General features: G+C 58.6%; 12 protein-coding genes. 5 read left to right on the top strand and 7 right to left on the bottom strand.

Annotated elements, in window-relative coordinates; all coding sequences use genetic code 11:
- Positions 1 to 319 (top strand): ATP-binding cassette domain-containing protein (locus tag AC628_RS13985; RefSeq protein WP_143201592.1); only part of this gene is annotated, 319 nt, incomplete at its 5' end.
- A gap of 52 nt (positions 320 to 371) precedes the next feature.
- On the opposite strand, the gene AC628_RS13980 is transcribed toward AC628_RS13985, so the two are convergent.
- The 4 genes from AC628_RS13980 to AC628_RS13960 form a co-directional block, all read right to left on the bottom strand.
- Entirely contained in the window at positions 372 to 1,085 is a 714-nt protein-coding gene (locus AC628_RS13980; protein WP_168193370.1) for a Crp/Fnr family transcriptional regulator, read from the bottom strand.
- 596 nt (positions 1,086 to 1,681) lie between these two features.
- Complete coding sequence (locus AC628_RS13975; protein WP_074127382.1) at positions 1,682 to 2,056, bottom strand: nuclear transport factor 2 family protein; 375 nt, start codon at positions 2,054 to 2,056, stop codon at positions 1,682 to 1,684.
- 408 nt (positions 2,057 to 2,464) lie between these two features.
- A complete protein-coding gene (locus AC628_RS13965; protein ID WP_074127380.1) occupies positions 2,465 to 3,673 on the bottom strand; it encodes an ABC transporter substrate-binding protein in 1,209 nt (402 codons plus the stop codon).
- A 67-nt stretch (positions 3,674 to 3,740) separates the two neighbouring features.
- Positions 3,741 to 4,688, bottom strand: a complete 948-nt coding sequence (locus AC628_RS13960; RefSeq protein ID WP_074127379.1) for an NAD(P)H-dependent flavin oxidoreductase — start codon at positions 4,686 to 4,688, stop codon at positions 3,741 to 3,743.
- A gap of 353 nt (positions 4,689 to 5,041) precedes the next feature.
- On the opposite strand from AC628_RS13960, the gene AC628_RS13955 reads away from it, so the two are divergent.
- Positions 5,042 to 5,725: an SDR family oxidoreductase gene (locus AC628_RS13955; protein WP_083632884.1), complete on the top strand. Its 684-nt coding sequence runs from the start codon at positions 5,042 to 5,044 to the stop codon at positions 5,723 to 5,725.
- A gap of 12 nt (positions 5,726 to 5,737) precedes the next feature.
- Positions 5,738 to 6,877, top strand: coding sequence for an NADP-dependent oxidoreductase (locus tag AC628_RS13950; protein ID WP_083632883.1), 1,140 nt, complete (start codon positions 5,738 to 5,740; stop codon positions 6,875 to 6,877).
- A 69-nt stretch (positions 6,878 to 6,946) separates the two neighbouring features.
- On the opposite strand, the gene AC628_RS13945 is transcribed toward AC628_RS13950, so the two are convergent.
- Both AC628_RS13945 and AC628_RS13940 read right to left on the bottom strand, forming a co-directional pair.
- Positions 6,947 to 8,080, bottom strand: a complete 1,134-nt coding sequence (locus AC628_RS13945) for a CaiB/BaiF CoA transferase family protein (RefSeq protein ID WP_074127378.1) — start codon at positions 8,078 to 8,080, stop codon at positions 6,947 to 6,949.
- Between the two features lie 252 nt (positions 8,081 to 8,332).
- Positions 8,333 to 9,151, bottom strand: coding sequence for a TetR/AcrR family transcriptional regulator (locus tag AC628_RS13940; protein ID WP_083632881.1), 819 nt, complete (start codon positions 9,149 to 9,151; stop codon positions 8,333 to 8,335).
- Between the two features lie 461 nt (positions 9,152 to 9,612).
- Here AC628_RS13940 and AC628_RS13935 point away from each other — a divergent pair, with 461 nt between their 5' ends.
- Positions 9,613 to 10,401: an SDR family NAD(P)-dependent oxidoreductase gene (locus AC628_RS13935; protein ID WP_074127376.1), complete on the top strand. Its 789-nt coding sequence runs from the start codon at positions 9,613 to 9,615 to the stop codon at positions 10,399 to 10,401.
- 69 nt (positions 10,402 to 10,470) lie between these two features.
- Here AC628_RS13935 and AC628_RS13930 read toward each other — a convergent pair whose 3' ends face one another.
- Entirely contained in the window at positions 10,471 to 11,244 is a 774-nt protein-coding gene (locus AC628_RS13930; protein WP_074127374.1) for a crotonase/enoyl-CoA hydratase family protein, read from the bottom strand.
- A 207-nt stretch (positions 11,245 to 11,451) separates the two neighbouring features.
- Between AC628_RS13930 and AC628_RS13925 the strand changes: the two genes are divergently transcribed.
- Positions 11,452 to 13,005: a class I adenylate-forming enzyme family protein gene (locus AC628_RS13925; protein ID WP_074127371.1), complete on the top strand. Its 1,554-nt coding sequence runs from the start codon at positions 11,452 to 11,454 to the stop codon at positions 13,003 to 13,005.
- Positions 13,006 to 13,016: the final 11 nt, after the last annotated feature.

The following is a 13,016-nucleotide window of genomic DNA, read 5'->3' as shown; positions in this document are numbered from 1 at the left end:
CCTCGACCAGCCGGCCGGCACGCTGTCCGGCGGCGAGCGCAAGATGCTGGCGATCGGCCGCGCCATGCTCGGCAATCCGAAGCTGCTGTTGCTGGACGAGCCGACCGAGGGCGTCTGGATCGGCGTGATCGAGGAGATCACCGAACGGCTGATCGAGCTTGCCAAGAGCATCTCGGTCGTGATCGTCGAGCAGCATCTCGATCTCGCGCTGCGCGTCGCCGACTACGCCTATGTGCTGGACCGCGGCCGCGTCGCGCTGCAGGGCGAGGCGGGTAAGGTGCGGAGCGATCCGGAACTGCTGCGGTACCTGGCGCCATGACTGAAACTTGAGCCAGACGTGTCGTGCTAGGAGCAGCGAATTGAAGCTAAACTCAGATGATTTCTGCCATCCGCTTCAGCTTATCGATATTCCTTAGCTCAATGCGACGGTAGGTCAAAAAAATGAAGCCTTTGCGCTCCAGTTGTTTCAGGACCTTGTTAACCGTTTGACGGGACGCTCCGGTTAGAAGTGCGAGTGCTGCCTGCGTTATTGAAACATGCAGTCCGCCGTCCGGCGCGACATGCGCAACCTCAAGCAGGCGTAAGGCGACCCGGTTCGGTGGATCAGCAAGTACAGCATTCGCCATATGGGCGCTCATCATCCGCAGGCGGCTCGACAGCAGCCTGAGCAAAGCGTCGTCGAAGACGCGATATGTCTCGCGAAGCTTGGAAAATGCCGCGGAACTTAAAACCTGAATTTTGACGTCATCAAGCGCCTCAGCGGTTTGCGGCATGCGTTCTCCGTCGATCAGGCTACTGGCGCCCAAACACTCTCCTGGACCAAGTAAAGCGTAGATCATCTCGAGACCATCAACCCGCATCGTGGATATTCGGACGGTCCCTCGGAGGACCCGGTACATCTCCCCACGTTCATCGCCATACTGGAAAATGACCTGACCAGCCGGAATACTTCGAATAGCACACTGATCACGAAAACTGCGTCTCACGGTTTCAGGCAACCATCGTAACAGGTCATTGCGCACGCCGGGCACGGCGACCGACTCGCACCGATCTGTCGCTTTCACGATGTTACTCGGTCGTTTCATGCGCGATATCCGGCTGAGCGCTACGTTTGCGGTTAGCGCTGCCTTGTGTGACCGCAGCCTGGCCATTGCATGGCCGAGGGCGGTGGTCGACGAACTGTTGTATGCCGGTTCACAGTCCTACAACGCGTTATGCCTCCGTACGAGTGCAAAGCTACGCTATCCCCAAAACGGTAGTGTATATTCGAGCGGTGTGGCCGCGGGAGGTGACGCTTCGACGCTATCGCAAGATTGTCGTTGGGGCCAAGGCTGCATGCATTGACGGGGCCAACTTGTCTTCCGGAATTGACGGTATCAAGAATGGCACACAGTCCGAGATCGCGCGGAGGTGACTTGGCGAGATGCTGGTTTCGCTAATGTAGGGCGCTCTCATCCCGCAGCCTCGGTTACAGAAACACCCAGCCGATGGGACGCCCCTTATAATCGAAATGTTTGAAGTGCCGCGCGACCGTCTATTTTCGTTCGACGCGGCCACCAAACTCCTTGCGTCAAATCAGGCGGTCGATGCGCCTCAGAGGTTACAGCGCGCTATCAGCAAATGCTGCTACTCCAATCTTAAACGCAACGTGAGTGAGCTCCAGATGCAAATTTCTTAGAGCTCAATTCGGATCTCTTGCAGATGGCGCAAAGGTAGTAATTTTCGAAATCTTTCCGTTGCGATCGACGGTGATTTGGTCGCCTCCGCGAGCAAACTCCTTGCCATCGGCCTGAATGATAACCCAAGTTAATAAAGCCACATTGTGGTGCGAAGAGACGCCGCCTATTTCAAAATGGCCTCCCGGGAACCTTTCATGAAACGTGGCCATATCTTCAATGACTTGCGCTCGACCGGTGCACAAATCATGTCTGACAGTTTGATATTCAATGTTCTCACTCAAAGTTTCGGTGGCGATTTTCAAGCGCTGCTCAATCGAAGTTGTATTCCACGCGCTTAGATATTTCTCGTATAGTTTCCAGGCTTCTTGATTGGTCATAACTGATCCTCCTCCTTTCGCCGGATCCGGAGCTGCTTCTCAGAAACCGAGATCAATAAACTTACCAGACTCATTAAGATGGTTGCCCTACGCAAATTGTGCTCCCGAGCCGGCGCGCCGCCATCGGAGTCAAAGCAGAGGTGATTCAACATCACAACGGCTGGATCGTCGTCTCCAGTCAGGAAGGTGTCGATCGCGACAGGTGACAATGAGACCACTTATCTCTCCTTTGACAGGGCATTGGGGGCAGGTGCGCCCGTCAATTGGTAGCGTGTCGATGTGTCAGAAACTGTCGATATCGAACGCCAGTCACGATCCTGCTGCCGCCACCGCGTCACGATCGATCTGCGCCGTCCCGGGTAGCGCTCCTCCGATATCGTCCTCAGGTGCAAACGATCGACGCGGAAGTCACGTGGCTGACCCGTCGATTAGATCGCCGAACCGCTCCCAATGCGTGCCGCTCCACCTTTGAAGTTGCATTTGTCGTATCGGACGGAAATCTTTCGGGTCGGTGTTGACCATAATGCCGGGAAGCAAGCACGAGAGCGCCAAATTGCGAATGTTCGTTGCCTCCTTCATGATGTTCTCACGCGAAAAATTCCCGTCGCACTGCTTGAGAACATGGAGCGCGGTCTCGGCGACGCTGTAGGCGAAAACATAGTTCGAATCACCCAAATCCGCGTTCGGCATATACTGCTTCATAAACCTGCGAAATGCGCTCATGCCGGGGTCATCCTTCCAGGCGGGATCGCCGTTGTCCTTCAGATAGCCGGTAGAAACGACGCCTACTGCCTTCTCGGGTCCCACAGGATTGATCACAGCCGCAACAGAAATCCCTGTATTGGTGATCAACGTCAACGGCTTCCAGTTCAGTTCATAGATCTTCTTGATCGCCTGGGCCACGAATTTGGGCGTTGCCGTGATCACTAGAACATCGGCCCCAGAGGCGTGCAATGAGACGATCTGACTCTCGACTGTGGGATCGCTCGATTCGTACGTTGCCATTCGGGCTACCTTCTTATCGAAGTTGCCTCCCCATACCGACCTTAATCCTGCAACGTAATCCTTGCCGGCATCCTCCGATGAGTACAGCATGGCGACCCGCCCGTTCGGTCTCTCAGCATCAATATACCGCGCGTAGATTGATGCCTCGGTACGGAACGTAGGCTGCCACCCAATTGACCACGGAAGCGCATCCGGTTGGCTCCATCTGTCCACACCGGCCCCGACAAACAACTGCGGGACCTTTCGTTGATTCATGTATCGCTGAACGGCCAACTGCGGAGCACTGCCGATCCCGTTGAGTATGAACGCTACTTCATCGCTCTCGACGAGGCGCCGTGTTTGCTCGACCGTCTTGGGCGGACTGTAGGCATCATCGAGCGAGATGAAGTTTATCTTGCGTCCTGAAATGCCGCCGTTGTCGTTTACCTGCCGGAAGTATGCGTTCAATGCCTGGCCGATCACGCCGAACGCAGATGCAGGACCACTGTAGGGCGCCGTGTTGCCGATCTTGAGTTCGGTCGACGTAACGCCGGGCGTCTCCGAAGCCGACGCACGTCTATTGACTCCAAGAGCAGTAGCCGCCGCAAGCAAGAGTAGAGTGCGTCGATCCATAGCGTTTCTCCCTTTCGATTTCTTATTCGTTCCAACTCACGTCGCGTGCGATCGCGCGGCTCACGCACTACCGCGGTAACCCGACTGCTGAAGTACCGGAAAGGCCTGACCCGGCGGTCCGAACCTTTGCGTTGTGCCCCTGGGAGTCTCGGCCTACCTGAAGTCGCTCCGCAGCCGAGAAGTACTCATGCTCGGTTCTCTCGATCAACGCAGCAACTGTCGGGATGTCATCTATCGAGCCGACGCCCTGTCCGGCGCTCAGAATGTCGCGCCAGCGCTTGTGGTCAGATAGCAACTCCGCAAGACTGGCCCCCGGCTTGTCACTGCCAACCGGCTTGTCCGGAAGCGTTTGTCTCAGCCAGTTGGCCCCAAGCCCATCGATTTCAGAAGAATATACGACGTCCCGGATATCGGATTCGATTACCAGCTGCTTCATACGCTCGGATGCGATGCTCTCCTTGGTGTTTACGAAGCGGGTGCCGATGTATCCGAGGTCCGCGCCAGCAGCTATCGCTCCCGCAAGCGAATGACCGTTCCCGATGCAGCCGGACAGGATAAGCGCCTTATCGCCCAGGAGGGGTTTCAATTCGCCGATGAAGGCGAACGGATTATACGTGCCCGAATGCCCCCCGGCGCCCGCACACACAGCGATGATCCCATCCACATTCGCGTCGAGCGCCTTCTTTGCGTGCCGTACGTTTATCGCATCGTGAAAGACAAGACCCCCGTAAGAGTGCACGGCATCCGTCGCTTCTCGCGTTATCCCGATGGCGCTGATCAAAATAGGCACTTGGTACTTAACGGTTAGCGCGATGTCTTCCGCCATGCGCTTATGCGTGTGATGGACCGCGAACTGTATCGCCCAGGGCGCATCAGCGTTCGTAAGGCGCGACCGGATATCCTTCAGCCACGCCTCGCATCCCTCCGAGGTGCGCTGATTGAGGCTTGGAAAGCTTCCTACCAATCCGGCCCGGCTGGTCGCGACCACCAGGTCGACGCCAGAGACCAGGAACATAGGCGAAGCTATGGCGGGGAGTCGCAAGCGACCCTTCAAAGCGGGGGGCAGCATCCAAGACCTTCTCTGCTCGTTGCCATTCGACTGGTAAATGCGATATACAATAAATTGACTATTGCGTCAATTGGATCATATCGTGGTCGTTGCGGCCGCTGCCCGGTCATCCAATCAGGACGGTCGACAGGAGAGCGGCACCTGACGATCCGTTTTCCGACAGCGAGGCTGACGTGTTGAACTTGCTACCATCGAACGTCGTTGCGCCCAGGCCAGGACGGCTGCGAGGTCGCCGCGTGCTTGTTGTAAAAACCGGGCGGCACGATGCCGCGCTTGCGGATGCTCCCACGGAAGCGGCAATGAGCCGTCTGTTTGCCCGCGAAGGCGCGCGGGTCGCGTTTGCCGGCCCCGACGAGAAAGCTGCCATGGAGACCGTCGACCGGATCCATAGCGATGGAGGAGATGCGTGCGCCATAGCAGCCGATCTCGCCTTTGAGGCCGACATCGGCTGGATGATGCGCGAAGCGTGCCAAGTCCTGGGAGGCCACATTGATGGGCTGGTATTGAATGCGGCGAGCGGAGGTAGCCTCGAGCATCATCAATTCGATGCGCAGCAATTGACGCGCGTTTTCGATCTGAATGTAGGTGGCTTAATGCTGTGTTGCCGCGAAGCGCTATCCAATTTCAGCGACAGCGGCTCGATCGTCTTCACCGCCGCGATAGATGACGCTGGGACTGGCTGGAATAGCATGGGGTGCCATCCGGTCGGAGCAGCCATCGCCGCACTCATGCGAAACATCGCCGACGAAGTGACCTCGCGCGGAATTCGAGCAAATCTCGTCTATTGCGGCCCTCAATGCACGCCGCGCGGCCTCGGCCCCGAAGTTAGCGCTCGCTGCGACCAAGATCGCATGGCGCCTGGCAGGCGAGCAGCCGCGGCGGCCATCGGTAACGCGGCGCTGTTCTTTCTCTCGGATGAAAGCGCCGGCATCACCGCGCAGACACTCACAGTCATGCACGGATATGATCGCCCGAGGTTCTAAGATTGATGGGCGATGATATATGCGCCGCCGTCTATCGACGGTCACTTCATCAAACGCCTGGCCATGCGCATTGAAGCAACCTTACTCACGGGCGTTACCATCGTCACCGCAAACAGCTCGAGGAGCGAAAAGATGCCGCAGCCAGGTCGCACGAACGCACATGTCGTGCTTGCCAAGCGCCCGACGGGATGGGTCGATGAATCCTGCTTCCGGATCGAAGATCGTGAGGAGCCGTCCTGCGGGGCCGAAGACGTGATCGTCCAGGCGGTCTGGCTATCGCTGGATCCTTATCTGCGGGGCCGGATGAACGAAGAAGCCTCGTATGCGCCGAGTTTCGAAGTCGGCAAGCCCCTGGCTTCGCGTGTTGTCGGTCGCGTCCTTCAGTCGAGAAACGCGCGTTTCAGCGAAGGAGATTACGTGTGGGGCTTCCTCAACTGGGCCGAACGCACCGTGCTGCCGCGTGGGGAGGGCCTCCATCTGATCGACCCGGCGCTAGGCCGTCCAACCCTGGCGATTTCCGCTTTGGGCATGCCGGGCCTCACCGCCTGGGTGGGCGCGATGGAGTTGGGTCGACCGCAACCCGGCGACACCGTGTACATCTCATCGGCCGCGGGCGCGGTAGGTCAGTTGGCAGGGCAGTTCGCCAGGCGCGCCGGCGCGCGCGTGGTCGGCTCGGCTGGCAGCGATGAAAAGGTGTCCTTCGTCCAGACGATATGCCGGTTCCACGCGGCGTTCAACTACAGGACGCGGGATATGGATGAAGCGCTGCGCGAACTGTGCCCGAACGGCATCGACGTGTACTTCGATAATGTGGGCGGAAGTACGCTCGAGGCTGCACTGCGCCATGCGAATGCAGGGGCACGCTTTCCGATATGCGGAATGATATCCGAGTATAACGCGGTCAACGAAAGCGGTATCAAGGGAATGCAGGCGATGTTCGCAAAGCGCATCGCAATGACCGGATTCATGGTTTCCGACCACGTGCACAAGCTTGCTGCGTATCAAGCTCGGGTAGCGCCGTGGTTGCAGGCCGGCGAGATATACTTCCATGAGGATATCGTCCAAGGGCTGGAGCAGGCGCCGTCAGCGCTGATCGGCATGATGCGCGGGACTGCGATCGGCAAAAGGCTGGTCCAGATTGTTCCGCAATAGGACTCCGCAAGCGGGACATTGCGCCGCGCGCCACCGGTTCGCGTGTTCTCCAGTCGGCGAGATACGAGCCTAGATGGCTCCGGACGATCTCAATTCCCTCACACCGCTTTCATCATAGCCGGTCTCGCGGAGGATGGTTTCCGTATCCTCGCCGATACGCGGCACACCTCGCCGCCAATCGGTTGGGGCGTCCTCAGAAAAGCGCGGGGCCGGAGCAGCCTGCAATACGCCATCAACTTCGGCAAATACCTTTCGCGCGGCCATATGCGGGTGGCGCGCCGCCTCCGCGGGATCGTTGACAGGGGCGAAGCAGGCGTCGGTTCCTTCGAGGATCGCGCACCATTCGGCACGCGTCCGCGTGGCAAAGGTCTCAGACAATACGGCCCGCTGTCGAGGCCAATCCGCGGCGGCAGTCCGGTTCTCGAACACGGGATCTCCGGCAAGTCCGATGCGCTTGAGCAGTTCATCGTAGAATTGACTCTCGAGAGGCGACACGATGATCCAACCGCCGTCCGAGCAACGGTAGGTATTGACCGAGGGACCGCAATCAAAATAATGCACGCCTCGTTCATGGCCCGCGCCGTTGGCGGCCAGCGCGCTGAGTAGCAAGTTCAACATATGCGCAGAGCCATCCACGATGGCTGCGTCGATTACCTGTCCACGGCCGCTCTGCCTTGCCTTGAGAACGCCGGCCAACAAGCCGATCGCGAGGTAGAGTGCGCCGCCTCCGACATCTCCGATCAGGGTTGGAGGGGCTACGGGCGCTATACCCGGAGGACTTGCGTACCAGAGAGCGCCCGATAATGCGGTATAGTTCCCGTCGTGCCCCGCCGAGTGAGACAGCGGACCATGCTGTCCCCACCCCGTGATGCGGCCATAGATGAGCGAAGGGCGACGTTCCAGACAGACCTCGGGAGCGATGCCCAACCTCTCCATGACGCCGGGCCGCATGCCCTCGATCAATACATCGGCGCGCTCGACGAGCCGCAACACCACGTCAACGGCTTGCGGTTGCTTCAGGTCCAGGGCGATCGAGCGTTTCCCCCGGTTCACGATGTATTCCGGACGCGGCAATGGCGTCCTCGCATCCTTGCGCTCCACGACGATCACGTCTGCGCCAAAATCCGCAAGGAGCATGCCGCAGAACGGACCGGGGCCCAGGCCGGCAATCTCGATGACGCGTAGACCTTGCAGGATCGACATATCGTCAATCCGTCGCAAAAGCTGACCGGCTCTCAATGAAGCCTGAGAAGCGCGTTCCTCGTCGGCTGTACGGCTCCAAGCGATCGGACTCCCGAAGCGATCGGTCTTTTCCAGACGCGGATCAAAATAGAATTGACTATAAGGTCACTAATGTGACTAGAAAAGTCAATGGCGATAGCTCTGCGACACGAGTGGGCCGGGATTGGCCGATGTCTACGAGGCTGCGCGACGGTACGGGACGTGACCGTAAAATCAGGTTCGGCTTTTCTTTGCCTTGATTCCAGGCCGGGCTCCCCCGGCCGGCGATGCGCGACGGCGCCTCGCTTTTTCCGGTGAACCCATATCGGCGCCCTTAGATGCCGTAAGAGCTACAGGCGCGTCCGCCGCCTGCCTGTCGCTTTCGGTGCCGAACACGTCAAGAGGGACATCAGCAGGGATTTCCACCAGCATATCGTCGGGATTTGCGCCCGTCCCCAAGCCGTTCGACAGCAGATCAACCATCCCGTCTGCGATCTTGTCCAATCCGAGCCGGCCGTTCGGCGAGTACCAGCTCTGAACATTCGTCACCGCTCCCATCATCGTGAAAACGGCGAGTTTCGGATCGATACGCCGGATCGAGCCGTCTTTCATGCCCTCCTCGATAAACGAGACGAGGCGATTCTCGATCTCGTCACGCCTTGCGATGACCTTGCGTCGATCCGCGGGGCGCAGCGCGGTCACGTCCGACGTCACGCCGCCGGCGCCCAAGGCCTGGTTCTGCCAGCGGATATAGGCGCGCAGATTCAGCCGGAGCTTCGAATATCCCGTCGTTCCATGCTTTTCTGCGAAGGCGGCGGCCTGCAATCCCATGTCGAGGGACATGATATGGCACTCGAAAAGTATCTCGAGCTTGTCAGTTACGTAATTGTAGAGCGTGCCTTTTGAGACCTGAAGGGCTTCGGCGACGTCGTCGAGAGACGTGTTGTGAAAGCCTCTTCTTGCGATGATGCGCGTTGCCTCCCGGAGCACCGCGTTCCGCTTGACGCGATAAACCTCATCACTGGTTTGAAGGACATTTTTCCATCGGGGCACTTCGTTCTCAGCTCCTCATAATGGGCAGTGCGGCATCGTGTCGAATCTTCCGCGATTTTATCGGAAGACAATCCGACAACAGAAGTGCACGCGATCAATGATCGCTTAAACTCCTGACTTTGAAGTAATCCATTTAAATCTTTGAGTAAAGTAAGTTGGCGGCTCGGTAAGCGCCCAGCTTGCAGCGGCGGCGGGCGTCTTCGTGGCCATCGGTCGAGCGAGAAGCCGTTATATCGTCGGCCCGAACGCGGGGACGTCCGATCGCCTGCCGCCAGCGAGAGGCATTTCATCCTAGGCGCGCAAGATCAGGGGGCGCTACATCGGCCGCGGGCGATGCTCCCATTTCGTAAATTGCGTTGCAGAAATAAAAAAAATGACTTTATCGTCAATTCCGTTCTATCGCCGGTATTGAAAATTGATAGAGCGAGCGCCGGCTCTGGGGGTTTTGCAGGGAGACATCGATGAACATTCTTGATTTGAACGACAAGGCGGCAGTCGTCACCGGTGCCGGGCAGGGAGTTGGCCGCCAAATTGCGCTGACGCTCGCGGTTCACGGCGCAAAGGTTGTCGTCAACGATTATTTTCTGGAACGCGCCACCCAGGTCGCGCGGGAAATCGTCGATGCGGGCGGCAAAGCGATCGCTGTCCAGGCGGATGTTGCCGACATCGATGCGGTCAGGACCATGATGCGCCGCACCGTTGATGAGTTCGGCACCCTGGATGTGCTGGTAAACAATGCTGGCAACGAAGGGGCCAACCCATCCAGCGGTGCACCGAAGCCATTCTGGGAGACGTCTCCGGAAGACTGGCAGCGCTGGCTTGGCGTCAATCTTTTCGGCGTGATCGCCTGCGTGACCGCTGCAACACCCTTTATGGTCAAGCAGCAGAGCGGCAGGTTGATCACAATCATCTCCGACGCGGGACGAGTTGGGGAGTCCGGGATCGAGGTCTATTCGGGCGGCAAGGCTGGCGCCGCCGGCTTCATGCGGGCGGTGGCGCGCACCTTGGGTCGCTACAATATTACCGCAAATTGTGTCGCGATTGCCGCAACGCTGACCCCGACCATAGCGCCGGTCATCGAGGCGCAGCCTCCCGAGAAGACGAAACGGCAGCTTGAACGCTATGTCATCCGCCGCTTCGGACGTCCCGAAGACATTACAGGCCTCGTGACGCTGCTGGCCAGCGACTCAAGCTCCTGGATGACCGGACAGACCTATCCGGTCAATGGGGGTTTCTCGTTCGCCATGTGAGCGAGGCCGGACACGGTCCTGCCTCAACGCAACCGATAGAGCTATATCAAGAGCGGCGCGCCGCATGATCTAGCGCCCCTTCCATTGGGGTTTGCGCTTTTCTGCGAAGGCTCGCAGGCCTTCCTTTGCATCCTCGCTGTCGAGCGCAACCCGGGCAATCTTCCACTGCTCGCTCCAGGCTCCTTCATCAGTCCAGTTGTTGGACTGGAACATGATTTCGCGGCTTGCCCACACGGCGGTCGGTCCGTTGGCAAGAACTTCTTCGGCAAACGAAAGGGCAACGGATAAGGCTTGACCTTCCTCGGCCAGCCGATTGACGAAGCCGAGACCGTAAAGATCCTCGGCGTTTCTGAAATGCCCGGTGATCGCCATCTCCATAGCAACATTGTAGGGAATTCGCCTGGGGAGCCGAAACAAGGCGCCTCCGACCGCCACCACGTTGTGGCGTACCTCAGGCAGCCCGAATTTTGCGCCTCGCGCTGCGACGACGAGATCGCATGATAAACAAAGCTCGAATCCGCCTCCCACCGCGAAACCTTCAACAGCAGCAATCGTCGGCTTGAGCGAGGGGCGCGCAAAAGCACCGAAGCCGCCGCGACGTTCGGTGATCGAGCTCTCACCTTTGGCGGCCGCTTTCAGGTCCGCTCCCGCCGAAAACGTCTTGTTCGACCCCGTAATGATGCCCACGCGAAGGTCCGGATCCGCATCGAGGGCATCCAGGGCGGCTTCCATCTGCAGCGACGTCTCATAGTCCACGGCGTTGCGGGCTTCAGGGCGGTTGATGGTAATGACGAGGGTGTGACCGCGACGCTCGCAAATCACCTTCTGGGTCTGGGGCTCCACGCTTTTCTCCTGCTCAAAAAGAGGTTTCGATCAATATTGACTTTTAAGTCAGAAAATGAGACGATCAAGTAATAAATATGGTTCCGGGCTCGTTTGTGCTGGGCTCGCGTCACTACAGGTCCCGCGCGTCAGGCGGAACATGCGATGCGACTCCATGCAGGCAAAGCCAGTCCGGGCACCAGGAGCGTGCCTCACCGGGAGGGAAGAGTGCGGGTATCGGACTATTTCGAAAAGACGGCGCTTGCCAATCCCGACGTCGAGTTTGCGGTTTTCGGGGATCTGCGCCTGACCTACGCGGAAGCGCGCAGGACAGTGCACGCGATTGCGACGGCTTTGAGCCGCGAGCCCGGATTGACGGCGGGAGCGGTGATCGGGATCTACAGCTCGAATGATCCCCGCATTTCCATGCTGCAGATGGGGATCAACCGGGCCGATTTCGCCTGGGTTGGCGTGCACGATCGCAACGCTGTCGAAACCAATGCGGAAGTGCTCGACTTCATGGATGGCGAGCTGGTCTTTTTCAACAGCCGTTACGAAAAGGAGGTGCGGCAACTGAAGGCCGGCAATAGCAAAGTCTGCAGATGGATCTGCATTGATGCCGATTCCACCGAAGGGGAAAGCCTGGCGAGCTGGCTGGACGGAAAGTTCAATGAGTTTCCGTACTCCAGGCCCGATATGATGCGGCGGGCGTGTCTTGTGCCGACGGGAGGTACGACCGGTCCGTCGAAAGGCGTCGTGCACACCCATTATACGCTCGAACAAGGACTGATCGCCCAGGAAAAGGCCTTCAGGATTCAAGCGCGTTCGCGCGTCCTGACGACAGCGCCGCTTTCGCACGCCGCTGGAATGTTTGCCATGGCGTTCTATCCTTCCGCGGGCACCAACGTGATCATGTCGGGCTTCGACGCCGAAAAAGTCCTTCACCTGATCGAGCAGGAAAGGATCACGCACCTGTTCATGCCGCCAACGATGATCGGCGCGCTCCTGATGCATCCAAAGGCCAAAAGCACCGACTTCTCATCGGTGAAGATGTGCCTGACCGGGGCCGCTCCCATCTCGCCGGAAAAATTCAAGGAAATCGTCGCCTTGCTGGGACCCGTTGTGTGGGAATCCTATGCGCAGTCGGAAACGCATATGCCGGTGACGGTCAAAGCGCCCGAGGATTACATCTTGAATGACGGTTCATTCAACGAGTCGGTTCTGCGCTCCGCAGGGCGTGCGGCGGAGTACGTCCGCATCGAAATTATGGACGACGACGGCAATATCCTCCCGCGTGGGCAACGAGGAGAGATTGTGGTCAGGATACCATCCCTGATGAAGTGCTACTACAAGAACCCCGAAGCCACGGATGAAGTCAGTGCGTTTGGCTTCCACCACACCGGTGACGTCGGGGTCATGGACGATGCGGGATTCGTCACGATCGTGGATCGCAAGAAGGACATGATCGTTAGCGGCGCGTTCAATATCTTCCCCTCGGAAATCGAAAAGATCATCTACGAGATCCCGGCTGTCCTGGACTGTATCGTTGTCGGAGCGCCGCATGAGAAGTGGGGAGAGGCCGTCACTGCGGTCATCCAGCTCAAGCCGGGCCAGGCGTTGACCGAAGACGGGGTATTGGCGCTGTGTCGCGAACGCCTCGGCAGCATGAAGACTCCCAAGCGCGTGGAGATTTGGAGCGAGTTGCCACGCAGCCCCGTCGGCAAGCTGTTGCGACGCGTGGTGCGCGAAAAATTCTGGCAGGGCCACTGGCGCTCAATCTAATTCGGAGGAAT

The sequence above is a fragment of the Bradyrhizobium sp. NAS96.2 genome (assembly GCF_001908235.1).
In the GTDB taxonomy this organism is placed as follows: Bacteria; Pseudomonadota; Alphaproteobacteria; order Rhizobiales; family Xanthobacteraceae; genus Bradyrhizobium.
This window is presented reverse-complemented; position numbering and strand designations above follow the sequence as displayed.